The 25,533-nt window shown below is 54.3% G+C and carries 21 protein-coding genes; 12 read left to right on the top strand and 9 right to left on the bottom strand.

The window, feature by feature from the left end; all coding sequences use genetic code 11:
• Positions 1–17: 17 nt before the first annotated feature.
• The 4 genes from ACR0MV_RS14500 to ACR0MV_RS14485 are packed head-to-tail and all read left to right on the top strand — an operon-like array spanning position 18 to position 3,677.
• A complete protein-coding gene (locus ACR0MV_RS14500; RefSeq protein WP_093962198.1) occupies positions 18–1,181 on the top strand; it encodes an ABC transporter substrate-binding protein in 1,164 nt (387 codons plus the stop codon).
• 38 nt (positions 1,182–1,219) lie between these two features.
• On the top strand, positions 1,220–2,071 hold the full coding sequence (locus ACR0MV_RS14495; RefSeq protein WP_093962199.1) for an ABC transporter permease: 852 nt from the start codon (positions 1,220–1,222) through the stop codon (positions 2,069–2,071).
• 7 nt (positions 2,072–2,078) lie between these two features.
• Complete coding sequence (locus tag ACR0MV_RS14490) at positions 2,079–2,900, top strand: ABC transporter permease (protein WP_010442232.1); 822 nt, start codon at positions 2,079–2,081, stop codon at positions 2,898–2,900.
• Positions 2,901–2,918: 18 nt separating this feature from the next.
• Positions 2,919–3,677, top strand: a complete 759-nt coding sequence (locus ACR0MV_RS14485; RefSeq protein WP_480702547.1) for an SDR family NAD(P)-dependent oxidoreductase — start codon at positions 2,919–2,921, stop codon at positions 3,675–3,677.
• A 153-nt stretch (positions 3,678–3,830) separates the two neighbouring features.
• Here the strand turns inward: ACR0MV_RS14485 and ACR0MV_RS14480 are convergent, their stop codons facing one another.
• The 5 genes from ACR0MV_RS14480 to ACR0MV_RS14460 form a co-directional block, all read right to left on the bottom strand.
• Complete coding sequence (locus ACR0MV_RS14480; protein WP_480702546.1) at positions 3,831–4,463, bottom strand: tyrosine-type recombinase/integrase; 633 nt, start codon at positions 4,461–4,463, stop codon at positions 3,831–3,833.
• 104 nt (positions 4,464–4,567) lie between these two features.
• Positions 4,568–5,731, bottom strand: coding sequence for a tyrosine-type recombinase/integrase (locus ACR0MV_RS14475; RefSeq protein WP_480702545.1), 1,164 nt, complete (start codon positions 5,729–5,731; stop codon positions 4,568–4,570).
• Between the two features lie 409 nt (positions 5,732–6,140).
• Positions 6,141–6,560, bottom strand: a complete 420-nt coding sequence (locus ACR0MV_RS14470) for a DUF2141 domain-containing protein (protein ID WP_480702544.1) — start codon at positions 6,558–6,560, stop codon at positions 6,141–6,143.
• Positions 6,557–9,685 (bottom strand): efflux RND transporter permease subunit, encoded by a 3,129-nt coding sequence (locus tag ACR0MV_RS14465; RefSeq protein ID WP_480702543.1) that lies wholly within the window; start codon positions 9,683–9,685, stop codon positions 6,557–6,559. The genes ACR0MV_RS14470 and ACR0MV_RS14465 overlap by 4 nt, the downstream gene beginning before the upstream one ends.
• Before the next feature lie 3 nt (positions 9,686–9,688).
• Positions 9,689–10,837, bottom strand: coding sequence for an efflux RND transporter periplasmic adaptor subunit (locus ACR0MV_RS14460; RefSeq protein ID WP_480702542.1), 1,149 nt, complete (start codon positions 10,835–10,837; stop codon positions 9,689–9,691).
• Positions 10,838–10,942: 105 nt separating this feature from the next.
• On the opposite strand from ACR0MV_RS14460, the gene ACR0MV_RS14455 reads away from it, so the two are divergent.
• Together ACR0MV_RS14455 and ACR0MV_RS14450 are read left to right on the top strand one after the other, a co-directional pair.
• On the top strand, positions 10,943–11,557 hold the full coding sequence (locus ACR0MV_RS14455) for a TetR/AcrR family transcriptional regulator (RefSeq protein WP_480702541.1): 615 nt from the start codon (positions 10,943–10,945) through the stop codon (positions 11,555–11,557).
• A gap of 82 nt (positions 11,558–11,639) precedes the next feature.
• Positions 11,640–12,551 carry a helix-turn-helix domain-containing protein gene (locus tag ACR0MV_RS14450; RefSeq protein ID WP_480702540.1) on the top strand — a complete coding sequence of 304 codons (912 nt, stop codon included), beginning with the start codon at positions 11,640–11,642 and terminating at the stop codon, positions 12,549–12,551.
• 329 nt (positions 12,552–12,880) lie between these two features.
• Here the strand turns inward: ACR0MV_RS14450 and ACR0MV_RS14445 are convergent, their stop codons facing one another.
• Entirely contained in the window at positions 12,881–14,032 is a 1,152-nt protein-coding gene (locus ACR0MV_RS14445) for a glycosyltransferase family protein (protein WP_480702539.1), read from the bottom strand.
• Between the two features lie 321 nt (positions 14,033–14,353).
• Between ACR0MV_RS14445 and rfbC the strand changes: the two genes are divergently transcribed.
• The 3 genes from rfbC to ACR0MV_RS14430 are packed head-to-tail and all read left to right on the top strand — an operon-like array spanning position 14,354 to position 17,182.
• Entirely contained in the window at positions 14,354–14,884 is a 531-nt protein-coding gene (rfbC, locus tag ACR0MV_RS14440; protein WP_480702538.1) for a dTDP-4-dehydrorhamnose 3,5-epimerase, read from the top strand.
• Between the two features lie 35 nt (positions 14,885–14,919).
• The gene (locus ACR0MV_RS14435) at positions 14,920–15,858 is read left to right on the top strand and encodes an NAD-dependent epimerase/dehydratase family protein (protein WP_480702537.1); all 939 of its coding nucleotides are present in this window, start codon (positions 14,920–14,922) and stop codon (positions 15,856–15,858) included.
• A gap of 1 nt (position 15,859) precedes the next feature.
• A complete protein-coding gene (locus ACR0MV_RS14430; protein WP_480702536.1) occupies positions 15,860–17,182 on the top strand; it encodes a protoporphyrinogen/coproporphyrinogen oxidase in 1,323 nt (440 codons plus the stop codon).
• A gap of 15 nt (positions 17,183–17,197) precedes the next feature.
• Here ACR0MV_RS14430 and ACR0MV_RS14425 read toward each other — a convergent pair whose 3' ends face one another.
• The 3 genes from ACR0MV_RS14425 to ACR0MV_RS14415 all read right to left on the bottom strand — a co-directional run bounded on the left by ACR0MV_RS14425 (position 17,198) and on the right by ACR0MV_RS14415 (position 20,522).
• Positions 17,198–18,208, bottom strand: a complete 1,011-nt coding sequence (locus tag ACR0MV_RS14425; RefSeq protein ID WP_480702565.1) for an NAD-dependent epimerase/dehydratase family protein — start codon at positions 18,206–18,208, stop codon at positions 17,198–17,200.
• Complete coding sequence (locus ACR0MV_RS14420) at positions 18,135–19,049, bottom strand: sugar phosphate nucleotidyltransferase (protein WP_217359071.1); 915 nt, start codon at positions 19,047–19,049, stop codon at positions 18,135–18,137. Before ACR0MV_RS14420 ends, ACR0MV_RS14425 begins: the two co-directional genes overlap by 74 nt.
• A gap of 192 nt (positions 19,050–19,241) precedes the next feature.
• Complete coding sequence (locus ACR0MV_RS14415) at positions 19,242–20,522, bottom strand: O-antigen ligase family protein (protein WP_170426021.1); 1,281 nt, start codon at positions 20,520–20,522, stop codon at positions 19,242–19,244.
• A gap of 393 nt (positions 20,523–20,915) precedes the next feature.
• Between ACR0MV_RS14415 and ACR0MV_RS14410 the strand changes: the two genes are divergently transcribed.
• The 3 genes from ACR0MV_RS14410 (at position 20,916) to ACR0MV_RS14400 (ending at position 25,496) form a co-directional block, all read left to right on the top strand.
• Positions 20,916–22,337 (top strand): oligosaccharide flippase family protein, encoded by a 1,422-nt coding sequence (locus tag ACR0MV_RS14410; RefSeq protein WP_170426019.1) that lies wholly within the window; start codon positions 20,916–20,918, stop codon positions 22,335–22,337.
• Positions 22,338–23,471: 1,134 nt separating this feature from the next.
• Complete coding sequence (locus tag ACR0MV_RS14405; protein WP_170426017.1) at positions 23,472–24,176, top strand: sugar transferase; 705 nt, start codon at positions 23,472–23,474, stop codon at positions 24,174–24,176.
• A 12-nt stretch (positions 24,177–24,188) separates the two neighbouring features.
• Complete coding sequence (locus tag ACR0MV_RS14400; protein ID WP_170426015.1) at positions 24,189–25,496, top strand: polysaccharide biosynthesis/export family protein; 1,308 nt, start codon at positions 24,189–24,191, stop codon at positions 25,494–25,496.
• Positions 25,497–25,533 lie beyond the last annotated feature (37 nt).

Here is a 25,533-nt window from a genome sequence, read left to right as displayed (position 1 = left end):
CAACAGAGAGGTTCACAATGACCAAGGATAATGGGACTATTTCCAAGCAAAAGTTCATGGAAGAGCTTCGCCGGTACCAAAAGGGTTCGGTTACACGGCGACATTTCTTAGGCGTGACAGGTCTTGGGATGGCAACGGCCGTTCTGGGCACGGCCATTCCTGGGTTGCGTCCACGCCCGGCATTTGCTGCCGGGGACATTGGCGACCGAGTGATCCTCGCCACATGGCCGAACTACCATGACGAGATGAACTTCGAAGCCTTCACGGAAGCCACTGGCGCCCATGTTCAGGTCAATGTTTTTGGCTCGAACGAAGAGATGTTGGCAAAACTACAGGCTGGAGGGTCTGGCTGGGACGTTTTCGTTCCAACCAACTACACGATCACTACGTATGTGGGTGAAGATCTGATCATCCCGCTCGATACGTCCAAACTGCCAAACTACGACGCAGGTTCATTCGAACAGCGCTTTTCCGATGCCGGTTCTGTCGATGGCCAGCTTTACGCGGTGCCAAAAAACTGGGGCACGACTGGCTTTGCAGTGAACACCAGCAAGCTTGACGGCGCTCCGACTCCAACCACATGGAAAGAGTTCTGGGACCTTACTATGGAAGGTTACTCAGGCCGGACAATGGTGCATGATTACCAACTCACCACCATCGGTAATGCCCTGAAATACTTCGGCTACTCCTTCAACTCGGTCGATGAGAAGGAACTGGCGGATGCCGAGAAATTGTTGCTGGATGCCAAACCGCATCTGTTTGCAATCTCGTCGGATTATCAGCCACCGATGCGTAACGGTGACGCCTGGATGACAATGTGCTGGACAGGTGACGGCAAGCAGATGAATGTCGACATGCCTGAAATCGCCTACGTTCTGGGAACTGAGGGCGGTGAGCTCTGGTCCGACTACTACGCTATTCCTAAGGGCGCACCCCATATGGATGCCGCTTATGCCTTGATCGACTTCCTGCTGAACCCGGAAGTTAATGCGAAAGAAGTCCTCGCTCACGGCTATCCATCGGCTGATGCTCGCACCAATGCGTTGCTGCCGAAGGAACTACTGGAAGATCCGATCCTTTATCCGGCAGCTGACCTTCTGAATGCACTCGAGTTCGGCGCGGCGGCTACACTAACCGATCCAAACCGTGCCGAGTTGCTCGCCCGCTTCAAGTCGGCCTAAGCGGCAAGGCCGCCAATATCGGAAAAGACGAGGACAAAATGACCGAACGAGGCAGAAAAGCACTGTTGCTGGCTCCAGCAGGAATATGGCTTTTGGTAATGCTAGCCCTTCCTCTGCTGGTCGTCTTCGTCTTTTCCTTTGGCGAACGGGGTGCCGCCGGAGGCTACGTTCCAGCGTTCACGTTGGAACAATATGCCAACCTTCCTGCGCGATGGACGGCGTTTAAGAACACTTTGATCCTTGCACCTCTGGGGACTATCGCTGCGTTGGTAATTGCCTACCCGCTCGCCTACTTTCTTGCGGTGCGTTGTTCACCAAAGTGGAGAACTTCGCTGTTGATCCTAGTGATCGTGCCGTTCTGGACATCGATCCTGATCCGGTCATACGCTTGGATTTTCATCCTTGGGGGGCGTGGCTTGCCCGCTTTACTGGAGTCGATCGGCATCGATGATATCCGCCTGATAAATACGCCGTTCGCTGTGCTTGTCGGGATTGTCTATGGGTATCTACCTCTGATGGTTTTCCCGATTTTTGTAAGCTTAGACAAACTGGATAAACGCCTTCTGGAAGCATCGGCTGATCTCGGCTCTACCCCATGGCGTACGTTCCGTCAGGTGACACTTCCTTTGTCGGTACCTGGTATCGCAACTGGCTGCATGCTGGTCTTCATCTTGCTGATGGGCGAGTTTCTGATCCCAGCGATCTTGGGCGGCGGAAAGGTCTTTTTCGTCGGAAATGCGCTGGTGGACCTGTTCCTGCAGTCTCGGAACTGGGCGTACGGATCGGCGGTCGCAATGACTCTGGTTGTCGTAATGCTTGTCACTGTCTCAATTTACATGAAATTCATCTCGCGCCTGGGTGGCCAGCGCGAAGATGTCTCGCTGATGTGAGGGTCCGATGCGCTTATACGCGATTTGCGTCTACCTTTTTCTCTATATTCCAATCGGCATCATCGCGCTTTTCAGCTTTAATGCCGGACGACACGCAAGCCAGTTCATGGGGTTCTCGACCCAATGGTATGGTAAAGCGCTGAACAACCCATTTGTAATGGACGCGCTCGAGACCAGTCTGCTTGCGGCATTCATAACTGCTTGCCTCGCATCCACTCTCGGAACCATGGCGGCCATCGCTTTACAAGGGGTTAAGGGATGGCTCCGAACTTTGTTTGATGCGATGATTTATATTGCAATAATGATACCCGGTATCGTCATCGGCATCGCGACACTCATTGCCCTGGTCACCGTATTCGGCTGGCTAAACCCGCTTCTTGCAAGCCTATGGCCCGATGGAGCAAATCCCCCGCAACTTTCCATGGGGATGCCCACGCTTGTCGCCGCACACACCATGTTCACAATGGCGCTGGTCATAATCATCGTACGTGCAAGGCTATCGGGTATGGACCGCGCGCTCATGGAAGCTTCGGCTGACCTCTTTGCGACGCCCTGGGGCACCTTTCGACAGGTGACCCTGCCGTTGATAGCACCGGCAATTTTGGCAGGCTTCCTGCTCAGCTTCACTTTCTCATTTGATGATTTCATCATCGCGTTCTTCGTAGCTGGCTCAGAAACAACCCTGCCAATCTACATATTCTCATCCATCCGGCGCGGCGTAACACCCGAGATCAATGCCATCGGCACTATGGTTATGGGCGCGTCGCTCTTGTTGCTCGTAGCAGCGCAGCTGCTTTTGCGCCGAGGCGCCTCAAAATCGAATAATTAAATAAAGGAGCCAAGTGACATGCGGCTTGCAGGTAAGGTCGCGCTCGTGACGGGCGCGGGATCAGGAATTGGTCGGGCGGGTTCAATGGCAATGGCACAAGAGGGTGCGCATGTTGTGGTAACCGATCGCGATGCAACCCTTGCTGAAGCCACTGTGGCCGCGATCGTAGCGCAGGGAAATCAAGCATCTGCCATACAGCTTGATGTGACCGATGACGATGCCCTTACCAGAACCATAGACGAAGCAGTTAAAAACTTCGGTCGGCTTGACGTGTTGCACTCTCACGCTGGGTTGCAGATCGAAGGAACGCTGGAAGAAGTGGAACCAGATGGAATGGATGCTTCTTGGGCATTGAATGTCCGCGCTCACTTCATTGCCGCGCGTGCAGCCGTCGCCCATATGAAATCACAAGGTGGAGGCAGCGTGATCGTCACGGCCTCCAATTCTGGGGTTCAATATGACCGGGGTATGATCGCCTATGCGACTACAAAGCACGCTGCTGTTGCGATGGTCCGGCAGATGGCAGCCGACTACGCTGTCCATGCAATCCGTTTCAATACCCTATGTCCAGGATTTGTAGACACCCCTTTCAATGCAGGCTTCGAAAAGCAGATGGGAGGCCGTGCCAAACTGGAAAGCTACATCGAGCAGGCGATCCCCATGAGTCGATGGGCGACAGTTGAAGAGATTGGCCATGGGATCGTCTATTTAGCTTCAGATGAATCCGCTTTTATGACGGGGCAAGCCCTGGTTATCGATGGCGGTGAATGCATTTAGTGATGGGTTAGACCGCTCAAGAGAATGTCTATCGCCGCAATTCATTTTGGCGAGCACATTTAAGTCCGCTTTGGGCTCGAAGCGGAAGATTAACGAGAGATTCCGAAAGTCTGCTTGGGAGCGGCGAGCGGACGATCCCGCCCGCCTAAAAGGTTAAAGATCGATGCGTTCGGCAATACTAAGCGCGTCTTCAAGCTCGACGCCAAGGTAACGCACCGTACTGTCCACTTTGCTGTGACCGAGCAGAAGTTGAACGGCACGTAGGTTTCCGGTCTTTCTGTATATCAAAGCTGCTTTGGTGCGCCTAAGCGAATGCGTGCCGTAGCTGGACGGATCGAGACCAATCGCTGACACCCATTCCCGGACAAGCCTAGCGTATTGCCGGGTCGAAAGATGCGGCAAAGCATGCATACGACTTGGAAACAGATACCGTTGTCCATGCATATATTGAGAAGAGACCCATTGCGACACGACTTCACGTGTATTCTCCGTCACTTCAAATTGCACTGGCTTCGCAGTTTTACGTTGAACAACGGATACCCGATCGCGAACAGAATTGCCGACGGCGAGATCGTTAACCCTCAGGCGGACGAGATCGCACCCGCGCAACTTGCTGTCGATGGCAAGATTGAACAATGCTAGGTCTCTCAGCTTGTTTGCAAGTTCGAGCCGAGCGCGAATGGCCCAGACTTGCTTTGACTGCAATGGTCGCTTCTGTCCGACTAGTCTGCCTTTGTTCCAAGGCGGACGACGCGTTGTGACAACGGGAAGTAGAGATTTGGGCATCTTATATCTCCGTCCATTCCCTTCCGTCCCAAACATCGACACTGTGCCGACAGCTGCAGTCTAATTGCCGCTCGCGTGTCTTCAGCACAGGAAATTCTCAGGTTTCAGGAACTGTCACCGCTGATCTTCTTACCCATCACATCCGCTGCCTGCCGCAACGGGTCATCTGCGAGATGCGCGTAGCGTTGCGTGGTAGACGGGTTCGTGTGTCCAAGCAATCGACCAACTATAGGCAGACCCAGACCGCTGGAAACGAGATGCGACGCATGCGTATGCCGATTGTCGTGGATACGGTAGTCTTGAAGGCCTGCTGATGTGGTGACCGAGCTCCAAAATTTCTTCAGATCTTTGTACGGTTGGTCCGGAGAGCGTCCCGGAAACAACCAGCGACTCTTAGGAGAATCCCCTGCGCTCATTGCCGCAAGCAAATCACAGGTTGCTGACGATATTGGCAGGTGCTCTCGTCGCTTTTGCTTTGTGTGGTGCGACGGCTTTGTCCAGACCGCTCGATCCAAATCGAAGTCTTCCCATTTTGCCGTCAGGATTTCGCCGATCCGTGCACCTGTCAGGAGTTGCAGTCGGATAGCGTTGGCTGCAACCTGATTCGGATGCTCTGACAGAGCCACCAACAGCCTTTGCAGCTCATCGTCCGACAGCCAGCGGTCCCGCTTTTCCTCGGGAAACTTTTCTATGCCGCGCGCCGGATTGTCAGAACGCTGACCCCAGCGCACAGACAGTTCAAACATTTTCGACATGAGGGCCAGAGTGCGATTGGCTTGATATGGAGTATCACGCATTTGATTGTGAAGCTTCTGAACATGCTGATGCGTCACTTCAATGACTTTAAGGTCACCAAGCTTGGGGAGAATGTATCGGTCCAGCATTGACCGATCATTCCGAACACTACCGGGACGTTTCTTTGGCTCCGCATGTGCGGTCATGTATTGCTCGGCAAGTAAGTTCACCGTTGGTGAATGCCTGAGCGTTTGAGCGTCCGCGACAGGGTCTCCGCCACGCACCACGTCAGCAAGAATCGCGCGTGCCATTTCGCGGGCGGCGCCCAATGACAAGGTCGGCCCATATCGCCCAAGTGTCTTGCGTTTCGACCGTCCGGTTTGTTTGTTGCGATATTGAACTACGAAGCTTTTGACACCGGTTGTTTTCACGCGGAGTCCAAAACCCGGCAGACCGTCATCCCAATAGATCGTGTCCCGGTTTGTTGCTGAAAGGCGATCGACACTTGATTTTGTTAATCTGACGTTGGGCATATTGGTCTCGGACGGATTGGGTAAGCACAAGGTAAGCAAAGTGCGGAGGGTTGGGAAGGGACTTTAAGAAACCTCTGCACGCTAAAAATTCTGTTATTCAAGAGAATATACTGTTCAATCGAATTGGCTATAATGCTATCGAAAATGGGGTAATAAGACTTTTAATCAGTGGGTCGCAGGTTCGAATCCTGCACGGCTCACCACTTTTTTGGTTTCCTTTGCCCATATGGGCTTGGTTCCGAAATTGACACACACTTCTGAAAATCGCACTCAATTAACTCCGCTTCTCGGGCGGGAAAATGCTCTGTTGCATGTGACATTCTGACCAGACGTCGAGCAAATCTAACGGGCCATGGTGCGCGGGAAAAACGGCGAGCGGCGGCACGAAGTGTCTCATTAGAGAATTGCGCTAATTGTCGTAGTGGATGCGAACGTTGACATTTCCGGGCCAGACCGATGCAGCTTTGAAATCAGGTAGGTCCTGAGCGTTTGGCGCGCCGGATGAGCCAACGCCTTCCAGCAGCTCTGTAGTGGTCAAATTCAGTTCTTCGTCATTGTTTTCGTCATGAAACAACAGCACCGCATATGGGCCTTCGTCCAGGTCGGCGAACTTGTGGCTGACACTGCCTTTCTTGGATGGGATCTGCGCGTAGTCGATGGCGCTCCAGACATCCAGGCTGTCAAAAGCTCTTGCATCGTCAAACACGAGGATCACGATGTTTCCTTTGGCGTTGCGTATGCCATCCACACTCACCTTCAGGCCATCGGCACCTGCGGGAATGACCATTGCCGAAAGGGCGAGAGAAGCGGCCAGTAGGGTGTGTTTCATATCTTTGTCCTCTCATTTGCTGAAGGTTGACGAGCGGGTTTGAAAACCGCGATGACGTCTTCGGAGATGGCGATCAGCACTGGCACCAGGAGAAGCATCAGCGCGGTGCCGAAAAGCTCACCGAATGCCAGTGAGATTGCCGCAGGGATCAGGTACTGAGCCTGTTCTGACGTTTCGGTCAGCAAGGGCAGCAGGCCGATCACCGTTGTTGCAGTCGTCAGAAAAATCGCCTTGAAGCGGCCAACGCCCGCGCTTTTTAGAGCCTGGTTCACGGGTTGACCTTCCTCACGCGCCTGATTGTAGCGGGTGATCATGACCAGGCTGTCATTCACAATGACACCGGTCAGCGCCAGCATCCCGAAGAACGAGAACAGCGACAGAGAGACGCCCATGATCAGGTGACCAACAGCGGCCGCGATGAAACCAAAGGGGACGATCGCGAGAATGACGAAGGGTTGCCAATAGCTTTTCAACGGCACAGCCATCAGCACATAGATAAGGACAGCAGCCAATAGCAGCGCGCGTTTCAAGCCGTCGCTGATCTCGGACATTTCTTCGAGCTCACCGGCAGGCAGGACCGTCACGCTGGGGTATTTTGTCCGAAGCTGCGGCGCCAGCTGCTGGAACACTGCCTGCCCGACCTCTTCGGGGGACACCAGGCTGCGGTCGATCGAGGCCGCCACATTATTCATGCGTTTCCCGTCGCGGCGGTAAACGACTCCAGATGCGTAAGTGCCTTCGATCTCGGCGACCGTTTCCGGCGGTACCCATTTGCCCGAAGCGCTGCGCAAGCGGGTCTGCATCAGATCAACGAGCGTATCCCGGTTTTCCCGCGCGTTCTGAACGACCACCCGAATTTCGGATCCGTCACGTCTGATTTTGGTGACCTCGGCCCCGCCAAACCCGTAACCAATCTGCCTAGCCAGCGTTTCGGTGTTAAACCCGAGGTGCCGCGCATCCGGGCGCAGGCGGAGTTTCAGCTCGGGTTGTCCGCCAGCCAATCCATCCCGAACATTGGCGACGCCTTCGATATTGGACAGAAAGCTCTTCATCTCGGCGCTGGCCTGCCGCAGCAAGTCTTCATCTTTCGACGCTAGACGGATACGGAACCCTCCGGCGAGGGCCTCTGATCCAGTGAACTCAATCTCGGTTGCGCCTTCGACGGCCCCCACCTGTTCGCGCCATTGGCGCACCACGCTGAGGATCGGAACGTCTGGACGTTCGGCTACCGGTATCATCTCGGCATAAATCTGTGCGCTGCCTGCGCTGTCTACGGTCGTGAACAAGGTCTGTATGGGCGGCGTGGGCATGCCTGTGTCTTCGGCAAGCTCTGCATTCAATTCGTTCAATGCAGCTTCGATCCGGTTCACATTTGACCGGGTCAGTGCGAAGGGCGCGCGGGCGTCCATTTCAAGGTTCATCGTGATGATCTGGCCGGGTACCTCAGGGAAGAACACCGTCCTGACTTTGCCCTTGTACATCAGGCCAAGCCCCAGCGTTGCGGCAGAAACAAACAGGATCAACACGGCGTAGCGCTGGTTCACCGCTGCGACCAACATCGGCTGGTAGATACGATCCCGGACCCAGTAAAGTCCGCCTTGCGCGGCATCCTGTACACGTCCCCAAAGGCGCGTCAGCAGGTATCGGCGCTCTTGTCCCATCGACACCTGCGCCAGATGGGCGGGCAGGATGAACTTGCTTTCGATGAGTGAAAAGATCAGCGTCAGGATCACGATGCCGGAAAACCCGGCCAGCACCTTGCCCAGAGGATTGTCGATCAGCAGCATCGGAAAAAAGGCCGCAATCGTGGTGAGTACGCCAAAGACGGTGGCGACGGCCACGCGATGCACGCCGCGTTCAGTGTCTTTTATGGGGTCCTTACCCTGGCGGCGTTCTTCGAAAACGCTTTCGCCTACCACAACCGCGTCATCGACCAGGATACCCAGCGCAATAATCAGGCCAAACGTGGTGACATCGTTCAACGAGTAATCCACCCATTTCGAACCCGAGACCGCAATCGCCCCCATGACCGAAACGGGAATGCCCATGGCAACCCAGAATGCCAACCGCACATTCAGGAACACCGACAACATCAGGGTCACCAGGATCAATCCCTGCACCCCGTTCGAGCGCAGCAACGCTAAGCGGTCCGAGATGTAACCCGCGCTGTCCCCCCAGACCTCGACTTGAACCTGCGAGGGCAGTTGGCGGCTGAATTCATCCACAGTGCTGCGCACCACATCGCTGATTTCCAGCAGGTTTTCCTTTTGGCCGACCAGAACCTCCATTCCGACTGTCTGTTTGCCGTTCAGGCGAAACAGGTATTCGCCATCCTGAAATCCGTCTTCAATCTTGGCGATATCGCCGAGGGGAACAAATGACCCGTCGTCGCGTTCAATCACTGGCAGGGCCGCGTATTCCGGCGCGTATTTGGCCCGATCGTCTGCCCGCAGAAAGATAGTGCCCCCCTCGGTCCGCAGCCGGCCGGCCTGAAACGTCAGCGAGTTTTCCTCGATGGCGCGGGTCACGTCCGAAACGGTCAGGCCATAATGGCGCAACAGGGCGGGATCGATTTCGATCCGCAGCTCTCGTGGGATCAGCCCCCAGATTTGAAGACGTGACAATTCCGGCTGTGCCAACAACTCTTCCTTCAGGCGCTGGGCAAGGCTCTGCAACGTGGCTGGATCGGTTTCGCCGTAAAGGTTCAGATAAAGAGCCGGGAAGTCAAAGCCTGACGCCTCGATCACTGGGCGGCGCGCAGTTTCCGGAAGGTCGGTCAGCCCGTCGATGCGGATACGGACGCGATCCAGAACGTCCTGCAGTTTCTGGCCGCCTGCACGCCGGACCGTGACAACACTCAGGTCGTTCTGGGATTGCGAGGTAACGCTGCGCACGCCTTCCAACCCCTCGAGCGCCTGTTCGACCTTCTGTGTCACAAGCTCGTCGACCTGTTCGGCCGTCGCGTCCGGAAAGCCGATGGAGACTGTGACGCTTTCGGGTGGAATGCGCGGGAAGCCTTCGATCCTGATGTTCAGAAGCGTCTGAACGCCGAGGAAAAGGATCAACGCCATCATCAGGTTGGCAGCGACTGGGTTGCGGATGAACCATGAGGTCAGGGCGTGCATGGCTTATCCCTCGACCGACTTCGGCATGACTCGTTGCCCCGGCAGGAACGATGCCAATGGGGTCCGGACCACGCGCCACGGGCCAAGGCCCTCGGGTGCCGGGATCGTGAACGTGCCTTCGCTGCGGAATAGAATCTTGGGGCTGATCCTTTGCAGGTGGTCGTCGACACCGACCAGCCAGACATACCCGGCGCGGGTCAGGGCGCTTTCCGGTAGCGTTACCGTATCTTCAATGTGGCGTCCCGGGATTTTGACCCGCAGAAAGTCGCCGGCAATGATACGTTCATCTGGTGCGGTGACGTCCAGAAAGACGCGCATTTGCCGGGTATCCTGATCCAGAAACCCACCTCCGCGCCGAACCTGAGCTTGGCCCAGGGTGCCTCCGGAATGTTGGCTCAGATCGGCAATGGCACCCGAGATCGGATGATCCAAAAGGGCCCAATCCGCCTGGCTGAGCTCGGCAACAAGTTCAAATTGGCGATTGTCCGAGAGATGTATCAGGGCATCACCCGGGCTGACCGTTTGTCCAAGGCTGGCGAAGCGGCGGGTCACATAGCCGGAAAAGGGGGCGACGACTTCGGTGTCTGCCAATTCGCTTTTCGCCGCGTTCAGGCGGGCATGAGCGGCAGCGACGCTTTTCTCGGCAATACGTAGCTGAGGCAGGTTCACGGCCAGATCGTTGGGGGGCTCTTTGTCATCCCGGTCAAACTGGCGCTGCGCAACGGTTACGTTGTTTCGCGCGCGCAGCAGCACCAGTTCGGCCTCTTCAAGCTCCATCTCTGCCGCGGCTACGGCGCTTTGGTAAGGGGCGCTTTCGATTGAGAATAAAGGTGCACCCCGTTCCACCTGCGCCCCGTCCAAAGCGGCATCATGTACAGCTGTGATGCGACCGGTGACAGCGGATCGCAGTTCGGCATCCCAACGGGGCCGAACTTCGGCAAACGCTGACACCTGCGCCTGAACTGTTTCCGGGGCGACGGTAACAACAGTTACTGTCTGTGGCGGGGGAGGGGTGCTTGTTGCCTGAACATCGATTGTGTCTTCGGTATCGAACAGCACCATGACGATTGCGATGAACAGCACCAACGAAAGCCCGATCCAAAGCCATCGGCGGCCCGGTCTTTGCGTCGCTTCTAAGGATTTATCGACCATAAATCTGTCTTTCCCTGTGTCGTCGAATCAATTGCACCTTGTGGCGCGTATCGAGATGTCATAAAATATGAACGATCGTTCGTTCGTTCAACGAGAAAAAATAAAATGTCAAAAGATGCAAAAAGCCCGGGCTCAGTCCGGGAAAGGTCGACGGCCAAGCGGCGCAACCAGATTTTGGAAGCCGCAGTCATTTGTTTCCTTGAGCAGGGCTATCATCAGACTGGTGTTCGGGAGATTGCCAACAAGGCTGGCGTGAGCCTTGGAAACCTCTACAACCACTTCCGCGGCAAGCATGACGTACTTGTCGAGATTGCGATGCTCGAGCGAAGCGAGTTGGACCAATTCCTTGTCATTCTGGGTTCAAAATCACCCGCGCCCACGGTCCTGAAGAAGTTCATGAGGGCCTATGCCAGGTACCTTGCAGCGGCGGAAAACGTCATTCTAACCTTGGAAATCTCAAGCGAAGCGCTGCGTCAGCCTGACATTGCACAGTTGTTTGTCGAGAACCGGGCAAAGCTGACCTACGCGCTTGAGGCAGTGGTAAGCCGTGGCATTGAAGACGGTGATTTGCGTGCGGTTCCGGATACCTTTCAGACGTCGCAATTGGTGATAGAAGTCCTGGAAGGCAGCGCTTATCGCAGCGTGTTGTCCGAAACGCCAATGACCCGGATAATTGGTTGTCTGGAGGACTTCGTTTTCAGCTCACTTTTGGCCCGCTGACGGCACATACTTTGTTTGGCTAGCCATTCAGCGGTTTCTTGATGATTTCCGGCAGGTCTGTCACTTTTCAAGTCATCCGATAATGACCAATCGTGAGATCAGGACATTGCCACTGAAATACGCCGATATCTATCCTTCTGCGCCGCTGCTGAACAGCGACGCGATGGAGCGTCAGTCGGCAGCCGGATTGATGTCCGTTCGGTATTTTCAAGCCGAGCCGGATCGCATGCCTGAAGAGGTGTTCGAGGAACACCATGTCCTCTTGAACCTGCAGACCGAAGAACATCGCGTTCAGAATTGGCGGGATGGCAAATTGCGGGATTTCATCTTTCGCAAGGATGAGGTTATCGTGACACCAGCCGGGGTCCGTTCGGGGTGGCAGTGGCATGGGCCATCCGACGTGATTGTCATCACCCTGGACCCTGCGAAAGTCGAGCGGTTTGCGCAGGCCGAGCTTGGCATGCTGCTTGATCCACAGCAGTTCAAGGATTTGCCCCAATTTTCAGACGCCGATCTGTGTGCCGCCGGTGTGATCCTGCGGGATGCGCTGGCGTCAAATGACATGTCATCGGCGGTAATGTTCGAAGCCATGAGCCGGGTGCTTCTGGTCAAAATGCTGCAGAAGTTTGGAAAACGCCGCGCGGAAGATGTTGAGCTGTCTGCGCGTTTCACCTCGCGGCATTACCAGCGTGTTCTTTCATATATCCAAAGCCGTCTGGATCAGACAATCACCGTGGATGAGCTGGCTGCGGAAGCAGGCATGAGCTCTTCACATTTTGCCCGTGTCTTCAAGGAAACGCTTGGCTCGACGCCGATGCAATACGTGATGGCCTATCGGATCGAACAGGCCATGAAAATGATGGAGAATGAGCAGCGGCCGCTTGGTGATATCGCGCTTGCGTGCGGTTTTTCGGATCAGGCGCATTTTACGCGCAGTTTCAAACAGGTCGTCGGGATGACACCCCGCGCCTATCGGGGGTCGAACCCTGTCTGACGCAGGGTATTTGATCTTTGACCAAGCGCCTGGAGAGGACCCGGATAGCTTTGCCCCGAAAGTCAGGAGACCTGCCGCACGAAGTTAATGAACCTGGATGGGGCGCCCCGTAGGAAGATGGCAGTGCTTCCAGCTATCCTTGCCGTTCAATACTGCGCGCTCGTATTGCCCCCTCCGAACCCAGGAGCGATGCCAGTACGATTGAAGAGACCTGATTTCTGACTCGGCGGAATATGCGAGGTTGGACGATGGCGCGGCGGGCACCCAAGTCTGCCAGCTGAGTCCAAGGTACGATCTTGCGCTGGTTGGTAGTCCTGCTACGCCGCCAATTATTCTGCTGCAGGTATCTGCTGGTCGGCCAGCGACAGACGCGCAGAAATCTGCAACAGGGTTTCGGCACGCTTCGCCATTCCTTCGGAATGTGGAATATTCAGGTGGTCCAGCAGCTGAGCCCAGCGATGCAGCCAATCATGCTTTGCCAGGGCTCCGGCCAGGTTGATCCGGCGCATCCTGTCCAACTCGGTCGGGTTGTCCAGCAACGCGACGATCTGGGTGATGGCCTCGTCCGGGTCTTCAGACAGCCGAACGACAGAGTCCGGCCAGTCAAAATAGCGGCGATAATCCTCGGATTCCGGCGCGTATCCGATCTGGGCCGCCCCGCCCGCAATGCCTTCGACATGCCTTGGACCCCAAGCCACGTTGCCGCGCTTTTGATCGGCGTGACCGATCTTGGCGATGTCGACCATGAACAGCTTGGAATGTTGAACCAGATTGGCCAGCAGATCGCGGTGAACCTTGTGATCCGCCGCGATCGGAGGCTTGGTTGCTGAATCGTACAGGTAGAAACCGGCTCGCTCTTTTATGACCTTGAGCAGACGGTCGTGGATTTCCGGGCGCCGCCGTCCCATGCAATAGACGTCAATTGGCCGGTCCGCGGTCAGGCTTTCCGGGGCAAAACGCACCATATCCGCTGCGCCGGGCAGGTGAATGACGGGTTTGCCGGTGATGCGCTGCAATGCCTCGCAGGTTTCTGCGAAAGCGCAGCCGATCAGGTCAAAATCTGCCAGTGTTCGAACCAGCGGCATGTGACGTTCCAGATCGCTGGTCCAGACCTCTTCGAGAACGCAAATGGCAAGGCCGCAGCGTTCCCGCCAATTGGGGATCGCATCCAGCGCCAGCAATTCTTGCGGTTTCTGTGCGTCGCAAAAGAAAAGGTCATAATCCCGATCCAGCCGCGTTTTCCGCACGCCCGAAGGCCAATGCCGAAACAATTCCGTTCGCTTGGACAGCCAGCGCCTTGGATTATATGGCAACCGGTGTTCTTTGGCGCGTCGGGGCGCGATGAGCTGCGCGGTTTCGATCTCGGCAATTACATCCTCAAACTCGAACCCGGAACAGCGCGAGACATTGTCGTTTAGGTTGCGCTGGGAAAAGATCAACAGCTCTCGGGACGCTGGTACGGACACGGCTGGGCTGGTCAAACGCATAATCCTTTAAGAAAAATCAAATTCGAACACATTACACACTCCGAACGGTCACGTTTCAAAGAATTTCCGACCGGGCACCTAGTTTGAGTGCGAACCGTTTGCCGGTTTGGGCAAGTTTTTGGCACGCGGCGAAGGCTAACTGTTGGCAGGGTCGAAAACTATGGAAAACGCGCCCCGTGTCTGCTTTAGTTTTTGGGTCAGGCGTATTCTTTAAGATCCTTGCAAAGCGGCGAACCAGCCGGGACGTCTTTGCCCGATTTCAAGGCTGCCGACTGGCGTAGTTTTTTGCGTGCCGTTGAAAAAGGCGGGAGTTTAATGATTTTCACCGAAACCCCTTTGAAGGGTGCATTTGTCGTTGATCTCAAGGAAATCTCGGACGACCGCGGTTTTTTCGCGCGCGCTTTCTGCGCGAATGAGTTTGAGGAACACGGGCTGAAGCCTGCCATCGCGCAGATAAACCTCTCATTTAACGAGAAAAAAGGAACAATCCGCGGGCTGCATTATCAGCAGGCCCCGGCGGCTGAGGCCAAGTTCATGCGCTGCATCACCGGCGCGATTTATGATGTGATCGTGGACCTGCGACCTGAAAGCCCGACCTTTCGGCAGCATTTCGGGATCGAGCTTTCGGCGCAAAACCGACGGGCGTTGTACGTGCCCGAAATGTTTGCGCATGGCTACCTGGCCCTGTCTGATGGCGCACAAGCGTTTTATTCTGCGAGCGAGTATTACACGCCGGGCGTCGAACAGGGGATTCGATATGACGATCCTGCTTTGGGCATACAATGGCCAATTCCTGTAACAATTGTTTCCGAAAAAGATGCAAGCTGGCCTTTGCTGGAGGCCTGACAGCGAAACAGATTCTCAGAACGGTAGACCTCTGAATGACGGGTACGAAGACGGATAAAACAAAGGTTCTGGTAACGGGGGCGGCAGGCTTTATCGGCCGCGCTTGCGTTCACCAGTTGGCCCGCTCCGGTCACTCCGTAATCGCCACCTATCGAAACGATCCGCACCCTGAGGTTGCGGGCGATATGCACTGGGTTCGTGTCGATATGACCGACGCAGAGGCGGTTTCGTCGATCATGCAAAAACATCGGCCCAGCCATCTTTTGGCGCTGGCCTGGTATATGGGGCCGGGCAACCAGCAGGCTTTGGATAACTTCCGATGGGTGCAGCATTCGATCGACTTGCTGTTCGCCTTTTCTGAAGCCGGCGGTCAGCGCGTGACGTTTTGCGGGTCTTGCATGGAGTATGACTGGAGCAAGCCGGAAAAGCTGTGTGAAGGTGTCACCCCACTGACACCGGCCACCGAATATGGTGCGGCAAAGGCGGGGCTGTCGGTGGCCTATGACCGGATGTGCGCCGCGCTGGGCTTGTCAGGCGCTTGGGCGCGTCCCTTTTTCTTGTACGGGCCGGGCGAAAACCCCCGGCGTCTTGCAGCGGACGTCATTGTTTCGCTGCTTGAAGGGCGCGAGGCCCTGTGCACCCATGGACGGCAGAAACGCGATTTTCTGCATGTCGATGACGTGGCCAGCGCCATGGTCGCCTTGCTGACCAGCGATCTGGAAGGTCCGTTCAACATTGGCAGCGGCACGGCCATTCCTTTGGCTGACCTGATCACCGAAATCTCCCGTCAGATTGGGGCCGAAGATCTGGTGCGCCTTGGCGCCCGCGAGGCGCGCGAAGGTGACCCGCCATTGGTCGAGGCTGACACAACGCGCCTGCATGAGATGTTGGGCTGGTCCCCGAAGTATTCATTGGAAACCGGAGTTGCGGATACCATCGCCTGGTGGCGCCGCGAAATTGCGAAAGAAAACTGATATGAGCAACGAAAACATAGTCATTCTTGGGTCCGGTATGGCCGGATTGGGCGCGGCCCATCAGCTGCATGGTCAGGGCATCCCGTCGCGGATGTATGACAAGAATTCCTTCCCCGGCGGCCACACGGCCACGTTCGTTCATGACAGCGGTTTTATCTTTGACGACGGCCCGCATATCTCATTCTCGAAGGACCCGCGTATTCAGGATCTGTTTGCCGAGAACGTCGGGGGCGAATACGAAAAGCTGCAGGCTTATGTAAACAACTACTATCACGGGGCGTGGGTCAAACATCCGGCACAGGCCAACCTGCATAACCTGCCGGACGAGTTGAAAACGCAGTGTATTCTCGACTTTATCGAAGCGTCGAAGAAAGAGGTCGTTGAGAAACCGGCCAACTATCTGGAATGGCTGATCTCGGTTTTTGGAGAGACCTTCGCCACACATTTCCCAGCGGTTTATGGCAAAAAGTATCACACCGTTGACGCCGATCAGATGAGCACGGTCTGGATGGGACCGCGGCTCTACCGCCCGTCGATGGACGAGGTGATCCGCGGTGCAATTTTCGCGGAAACACCGGATGTCCACTATATCACCGATTTCCGCTATCCGACGGAAGGCGGCTTTATCTCATACCTGAAGCCCTTCCTGGAAAAGTCCGAACTGCATCTGGATCACAAGGTGGTCGAGATCGACCCTGTCGCAAAGACCGTTCAGTTTGAAAATGGCGTGATCGAGCAATACGGCCAGCTGATCTCATCCATTCCGTTGCCGGACCTGATCCCGATGGTCAAAGGTGCGCCGCAGCATGTGCTGGACGCAGCCGCCAAGCTGGCCTGTACGACATGTGTCACCGTCAACCTCGGGCTTGCGCGTGATGACTTCACGCCCGCGACCTGGACCTACATTTATGACGAAGACATCGTGTTCACGCGCCTCAGCTTCCCGCACAAGATGTCGACCAAAACTTGCCCGCCGGGATGCGGCTCTATTCAGGCGGAATGCTACTATTCGCACAAGTACCGCCCGCTGGATGTGTCACCGCAGGATTTGATCCAACCGGTGATCGACGATCTGGTCAAGATCGGCCTGATCAAAGAGGACGAGAAGATCCTGCACACCGATGCCCGTCTGATCACCCATGCCAACATTATCTTTGACCTCGACCGGGAAGTCGCGTTGCCGATCGTTCACAAATGGCTGGATGAAGTTGGGATCACCTATGTCGGCCGGTTTGGCGAATGGGGCTACCAATGGACAGATGAGGCGTTCAAATCCGGTGAACGGGGTGCCCGGACCGTTACGGGAACGCTCCAGGCCGTTTAACTCAGTGCGTGCCGATCACGATGCGACCGGCACGGTTCTGCGGAAATCCTGATCCAGTTGGTCTTCCTGCAAAAGGGCTTCCAACTGGGCGAGACGCTTGTATTTGCGGCCCTCGAAATCTTCGACTTTGAGGTCGCAAGCTTTAACCGCTTCGTACAGCTGCTGCGCACCGCGGGCGGCGTCCCATTGGGGTTTAAACCCGGGAATGCACTTTTCGATCTTGGCAGAGCTCACGCGATAGGACCGGTTGTCTGGCCCCGCATCGGCGGCATAGTCGATTTTCGCACCGGGTACGGTATCGGCGACGATTTCCGCCAGATCGCGGATCTGATAGTTGTTCTCGGTGCGGCACACGTTGAATGCCTCGCCCGAGATCACCTTTGGGTCGGCCTCTAACGTCGCAAGGAAGGCGCGGGCCATATCCTCGACATGGATGATCGGCCGCCAAGGGGTGCCGTCCGACATCATCAGAATGCGGCCTGACGTGTAGGCATGCGCGATCAGATTGTTCAGCACGATATCGAACCGCATCCGTGGGCTTGCGCCATAGGCCGTGGCAAAGCGCAGGAAGGTCGGCGTGAAGGTCTCATCCGCCAGTGGCTTCAGATCCCGCTCTGCCAGCACCTTCGAAACACCATAGTCGGTCTGGGGATTGAGTTTTCCGTTCTCGTCGACGAAATCCTCGCCCGCGCGGCCGTAGTTCGAACAGGACGACGCAAATACGAACCGGGACACACCAGCCGCCTTGGCCTGTTTGGCCACGTGGATCGTACCTTCGTGGTTGATCTGTTGCGTCAGACCCGGTCGCAGCTGGCCCAACGGGTCGTTTGACAGCGCAGCCAGATGAACGACGGCATCGAACCCTTTCAGGTCTTCGACTGTCAGATCGCGGATGTCTTTACCGATGTTCGGAACGTCGGGAACGTCCCCTCCGGGCGCGAAATCTGCCCGGTCAAAGAGATTTATATCGCACCCAGTCACCTGGATTCCCGCCGCGGCCAAGACCGGGGCGGTGACCGTCCCCACGTAGCCGAGATGACCCGTTAACAGGACCTTCTGAATGTTCCCATGATGCCCACGGACGGTTGCCATTTTTCCACATCTCCTCAAGCCGGCGTTTGTCCGCCAGGTGATCCATACAATACCAGAATCCGGGATGGCGGTATGCCATCAGCTGCCCCAGTTCCATCAGTTTGGGCAGGGGGCCTTCTTCCCACATGATCTCGTCGCCATTGACGCTGGCGACGGCATCGAACACTTCGGGCTCCAGCACGAAAAAGCCGCCATTGATCCAGTCGGCGGCCGTTTCCGGCTTTTCCATGAACCCTTCGACCAATCCGTCCTCGCGCACCTGCAAGTGCCCAAAGGTGGTCAGCGGTCGAACCATGGTGATGGTCGCCAGTTTGCCATGCGACCGGTGAAAGGCCAGCAGCGCATCCAAATCGACATTCGACACCCCGTCGCCGTAGGTCAGCATGAAGGTCTCGCCACCCAGATAAGGCTCGAGCCGGGCCAGGCGCCCGCCAGTCATCGTGTCCATTCCGGTGTCGATCAGATCAACGGTCCAGGGCGGCGTTTCGACGTCATTCACGCCGTTGGAATAGTCCGGCTCGCCGAACAATTCACGCTTGGCAAAGTCGATGCGCAGGTTGCCATCATACTGGCACAGGTCGGAAATGTACCGCTTGATCAGATCGCCCATGTATCCCAGCGCCAGCACGAACTCATGGTGACCATAGGTCGAATAGTGCTGCATTATGTGCCACAGGATCGGGCGGTTGGCGATTTCAACCAGAGGTTTGGGGCGTACACGGGTTTCCTCGATCAGGCGTGAGCCCTTGCCGCCTGCGAATATTGCTGTCTTCAATTGTGCCTCCCCAAAGGATTGGACGTTCAGAAAAAGACTCAAAGAATGGATGCTGAAAGTGCACACCACGGGGGCTACGACTGTCAATTGTCCAGCCGGTTTAGCATCGGCAGAAAAGCGTTATTTTTGGAAACAATGTGCGCTTTTTTGGCTTTTTGGGTTACATGGGGCAACCGCGTATCGGTTTGAGGCTCAGCTCATTTGCCCATCTCTGGTTCTTGCGCTGCGCCGTAGTGCTTTAGCGACAAGGCTGATCTTTGTTCCATACGCAACGAAGAACATCCAACTATCGCTTAGCCTACTCAGGATAGAGCTTTCCGTAATGTTTGAGAAAAAATAGAGCATCGCCAAAACGAAGACAAATACGAAAGCGTCCCGCTGCGGAATGAAGCGCATGCAGTAGAACAACGAGAAAAACAGGCGAAAAAACGCACAAAACAAAAGTACAACGCCGATGAAACCGGTATTCAGAAACGTCTCTAACAAACCGTTATGCGAATAGTGGGGCGGGTATTCCAACTTCATTGCATAGTAGAGGGCGTAAGTTCCTTCCTCGTACCAATGGGCCGCATACCCGTAACCGATCCAGAAACGGTCGGTCACGAAGGGCCAGACCAACTCCCATGTCGGGATTCGATCCGACAGAGTTGGCTTACGGCCAATCAATCCAAAAATTGGCTCGGCTATGGGTGATGCCAGAATGAACGTCACTACTCCGACCAAGAAAGCTGAGGACAATATGTAGCTGATCGCCCATATTGTTTCCCTTCTGGGCAGTGTTTGGCTGGCGAGCATGGCGGACATCGAAAGTACTGCAACAATCTGTGACGTGCGAGATTGGGACATCACCAAGAGAAACAGCGAAAGTAAAAGTCCCGCGATAAAGAGCGCTTTGATGCGGCCGGTGAATTGCCAAGACGCGTAATAGCACGACACCATGCCCAAAGCGGCAGCAAGGCCAAATCCGTTTTTATGCACGTAGATGCCATTCCAAACGTCGTCCCATGGAGGGATGCCGCGGGCCTGTGGCAGTGCAATAATAGCCCCCATGGAAAGGACCATTGTCGCGGCAAAAAAGATCGAAACAAACAATAGCAGTCCCCGAAGGGACATCATGCTGCCCAACGCCAAGGCAAAAGCCGATGTTACGACCAATGGGATGCACCGCTGTATCGTATGTCTTGGGTAATCGCTCCAAACGATTGATAAAATGGCAAATAGTACCAGAAGAGATATCTCAGGTGAGGCAAAGACCCCGCGAATGAAGTGTTTGAAATACAAAAGCGTAATTGCCAGCAGCGGGATGAGCAGTACGATCTCTACTTTTTTGGCCAGCGGATGCTGCCATAACACGATAGAAACGAAGTCGGTACCAATCATCAGCATGACGACAAGTGCTACCGCCAGAACAAGGTGGTGAAACAGAAGCCCCGAAGACGGCTGAGCTGGAATGTTTACATTGGCAAGCGTCATGACGTTATTGGGTGGCCAAGTGCTCTGACTAAGAGCAAGGGCACGAACTGGTGAACATAGAAATACTAACTTAAGAGCGAAAGGCTGACTGAGTCTGAAGCGCCAAGCCTATTCGAGCCACCGTCTCATGATAACAACAGAAAGCCTTTTGTGAAGCGTTGTCTCTTAAGGAGCAACCCTCTGAATCGACAACAACGGGGTACTATGCCTAAAAAGACATCAAGCAAACTTGGATTGTGTTCCAGAAAAGTTAGAACAATGGCACGCCGAGAGGCGCTGAATTATTGTTAAGCGCATTGCGCTCTTGTGGTTTTAGTTGGTTTAATCGCTCGCGTTGGGTGATTTGGTGAGTTGTATGAGTTTAATAGAGCCGAAAACGGCAGATGATTTCCGATGACTTGGTACTTTGCACCCAGAATGCTGTCTGCGGTGATTGCAATCGCAATTTTAATAGTACTTACCCGGGTGTTGGGACCAGCAGATTTTGGGCGATACAACCTCACGCTCCTTTTGGGAAACCTAATTTTCTCCTTTACTTTTCATTGGCTTGCTATTGCGATCGGTAGGTTTCATCACTCGAAGGAATTCGAAGGCAGGACCATTGCATCGGTGCTTGGAACTTCTGTTGCCTTGGCATTCTTGCTGCTGATTGTTGCCAGTCTGGTTCCACTGATATTGCCCGGATCTTGGATCGACAGTCTGTTTTTTGCGTCAATCTACTGCATCAGCCATGCGATGCATGAGTTGGGAACGGCCTGTTTGCGACAATACAATGAGGGGCCAAAATACGCTGGCGTCACTCTGTTGCGGCATCTACTTGGGGTTGCGCTTGCCGTCGTATTCGTAGTGAACGGAGGCGGCTACCAAAGCGCTCTGATCGGTATGTCTCTGGGCGCGGCGCTACCGGGTGCGTATGCTTTGATAATCGCGCTTCGCAGGTCAGGCATCCAGCTTCCGAGCATTCCTGCTCTCAAAGCGTACCTGCTATTTGGGTTTCCAGTTGCCGTGGTTTCTTCGACAGCAACTTTTTTTGCAATGTCCACGCAGTCGTTGTTGGCCATTTTTGCAGGTATGGAGTTCGCAGGATATTTTGCGGCAGCACAGTCGCTTGCCTCACGAACACTTAGATTACCAATGGATACCCTCTCACGCGTTGTGGGACCATCAGTTTTCGAGGAACTAGAGGTTCGTGGAACCGCCTCTTCGGATGCGATGCTTGAGCGTTACTTCTCATTTCTGATGCTGATTGCAGTGCCGATCGTAGTTGCACTGGTCTGCGCTGCTGACGTTTTTGCCAACTTAATGTTTGAGCCCGCATTTGCGTCACAAACAGAAGGATACTTACGGGTTTTGGCGTTGGCCTCCTTGGTTTTCGGTTTACAAGGTGCTTATTTGAGCTTTTCGTTCTCTCGATCTAAAAAAACCGGGCTGCAATTGGGCATCACTATCTGTTCATTGGTCGCGCACGTGTTTTTGTCTTTTGTTTTCATATATTTGATTGGAGCGACGGGGGCCTCACTGGCTTTTTTAGTAAGTGGTGTACTTGGGTTTATCGCTTATTATCACTTTGGGCGCAAAATCGACCCGATCACCATTCCCGTCTTCGAAGTGGTTAAGGCGTTGGTAGGTGCGGCTGCGTTCGCGCCTTTCTGTTTGTGGGCCGGCGCTTTGAACGATGTATTTGCGCAGTTTGGAATTATGACGCTTGGTGCTGTGGTTATGTTTGCAGTCATGGTGACTATTCGACAGACGGCTGCCGTGTCAGTGGTTCGCAAAGTGACTCTTCGATTCGGTTCAAGCGGATTTTCTTCTTAGTTTAAAACTATGGCGGATCGACTTTGATTTGTTTTGGCACTGTTAGGTGGTCTGGCCCAGAAGTGTCTTGGCAACACTCCGCCGATCGCATGTCGAACACAAATTTAAGTCAAGAAATCAATTTCTGCTGCACAGGTTGCCAAGCTCAAGGTGCGTATTGACCGATTGTATCGGTTCTCCCAGATCCGAAGTTTTGGCTGATATTGCTGAGACGGGTTCCTTGGCCGATCAGTTTAAGTAACGAAAAAAACACGAAATGTCCTTTTAAACTAGCTGATCAAAGTTCCTTTGACAGCTTTAAGGCATGACCAAAAAAAGCGACCTGATTCACTTAGAACGAACTGCCACGGCGTTCACAATAGGCTGAGGCGCAGCGACATACATCAGGGCTACTGATAAGACTTTGAATGGGATGGTATGTGATGGTGTGCACAAATGCCCTTATACTCTTGAAGACTTGCCCCAAAATGTACACATTCTGAAACTAGAGTAGGCAGATACAAAACCGTCACAGAAGAACCGAGAGCAAGAGCTAACAAATAATGCTGGTCGTTTATTTACTGTCGGGTCCCTTGATTTCCGTGCTGTGCTTCATGGCTTTTTTGCTGCGAGGCGCCGGTGTAGGCGAAGCTATTGTCTCAAGTCTAGTCATAGGTTGCCTAGCGCCTCTTTTGATCGCATGCTTACACGTCGCGTTGAACAGCGAACTTCGCCTAAGGATCATAGACAAACTGCCAGTGAAGTCCCGCAACTGAACACCCGCCCACGAGACGGTTTTCAAGCAAACACTGGGCTGAATGTTGAAGTGATGGCTTTCTGCCAAGAAAGCGGTCAATTTTTAGGCGGGACCAGTGCTGCCAATCCATTTCCCAACAAATATGTTGTCACATAACGCTAGAAGTGCAATATTTTCAAAGGTTATGAGCACCCAGAGTATTGTTCTGCGTGAGTCGTGCCAAAATTCTTGGGTAACCGCAATTATAAGCGTCCAGTCTCAAGTCTATCGAGCTAAAAGTAGATGAACATTGCCCGATGTGCCTATTGGGGCGGGCAAGTTAGGAATGTTAGCGACGGGCGCGGTTGGTGCCCCGGCGCTGTTTATGTTGTGTGCTGTGTTAGTTTTTGGGGGTTGTTATGAACCAAATCCGAGGTTCTTTTGAGTTAGAAGACACTAATATTTACCAACCAAGTCAAAGCTCTGGAAAGAATAGCGACGAGTATTTTAATCTGAGTAGTGGCTATGCTGTTAAAGGCAAGCGCTTTTTGGACGTATCTTTGGTTCTAATCGGTGCGCCATTTGTGCTGCCACTGATGTTAGCGATTGCGGTTCTTATCAAATTGGACGGCGGGTCCGTAATTTTTCGGCAACCGCGTGTCGGACTAGGTGGTTCCGAATTCGGTTTTCTAAAATTTCGTTCAATGATTCCCGATGCAGACCGATTTCTGGCTAAACACTTAAGTGAAAACCCAGCTGCTGCTGCCGAATGGGAGTCAAAGCAAAAACTGGATAATGATCCACGTGTCACAAAATTAGGTCGTTTCATCCGAGCAACCTCGCTGGACGAGTTGCCACAGCTTTGGAACGTGCTCGTCGGAGACATGAGTCTGGTCGGTCCGCGACCAATGATGCCTGAGCAGAGACACCTCTATCCTGGCCGCGACTATGATCTGATGAAGCCGGGTATTACAGGGTTGTGGCAAGTGTCCAAAAGGAATGAGGTCGAGTTCTCACATCGTGCAATCTACGATAGCGAGTATGCCCGAAACATTGGCTTTTGGTTCGATCTCAAAATTCTGTACCGCACCATCGGGGCCGTTTGCAACGGAACCGGTCGTTGAAATGGTAGGCAAATGGAACTCAGACAAAATAGCGGTGTGACGGCTGCATCGATTGTGCACAAACTGATTCCACAGGTATTCGGAATTTGGATATTCTTGGCCGCATTGTTCCTAAGTGCTGGCCCTTCAGTTGCGGATTTCAATTTGGAACCGGGCGACGAAGTGCGCGTATCCTTGACGGGCCTGGACGATCTGTCCTTCGAAGCGACGGTCGATGTGCACGGTGACCTCAACCTGAATTGGTTAGGGCACTTCAAAGCGCAAGGGCTGTCGACCGAAGAACTAGAACAGCTGGTTCGGCAAGACGCTGCCGGAAAGATCGTTAAGCAGTACGACCTTCAGGGCGAAATTTACATTATCCAGCTCGATGGTGATGAGATTGAAATTGCGCGGACAGGCTACCGTCCAATCGTAGTCGGTGGAGATGTAGCGCGCACAGGCGTGATTGACTATCGCCCGGCGATAACGGCACGGGAAGCAGTTGCGCTGGCGGGTGGTGTCAGAAGTCAACTGCTGTCGGATGATGTGACGGTCGATCCAATCCAGTTGGTACGCTATCAGACGGCATATGGTCAGGCTGCTGTTCAACATGCTCAAGCCATGGTTCAAGTTTGGCGTGTCACAACGGAATTGGCGGATAATATGGATATTGCTCCGCCCAAGCCTGATGACGTTATTATTTCCCATAAAGTTCTGCAGGAGCTGTTGGCGGAGCAGATAAAGATCCGAACAATCAACCGGGACAACGAAGCCGGAGAACGCGAATACTTTGAAAATGCGAGAAAACAGGCCGCAGAACGGATCAGAATCCTGGAAGAGCAAAAGTCTGAGCTTGCCAAGGCCCTGGCGGCTGATGAGGAAGAAGAAGCGCGGGTTGTAAGCCTTGTAGACAAGGGGTTGGCGCCAGGTTCAAGGCTTGCTGATACGCGCCGCACGACTGTTCTTTCGGCAACCCGCTTACTTGATGTTGAAGAAGACTTAGCCGCGACGGGTCTGATCCTAACGCGCCTTAGCCGCGATCAAGAGCAATATGAGCAAGAGCGGTCGCTCCGTTTGTTGCAAGAGCGCTTAGCTGCAAGTCTTGAAATTCGGGATGCGAGCGTTCGCATGGACACCATCTCAAAGTATCTGGCCGGAGCTTCGAGCGAGATTGGCACCGAGTCTCTGATTTCCGATATCGACTATTCCGTAACGATTTTTCGGGTAGTGGACGGACAGCTTCAAACGCTACCCGCTGACAAACTGACAGAACTGCTTCCCGGTGATAGCTTGGAAGTATCCGTTCAGGAAACTCTGTCGGAGATACCGCTTACAGAGTAGTTCTTAAACTGTACCCTTTGAGGAAGTTGTTTGCCGA

The organism is Ruegeria sp. BC3 (assembly GCF_056539265.1).
The sequence above is the reverse complement of the archived record's forward strand: the minus strand, read 5'-3'. Positions and strand labels throughout refer to the sequence as shown.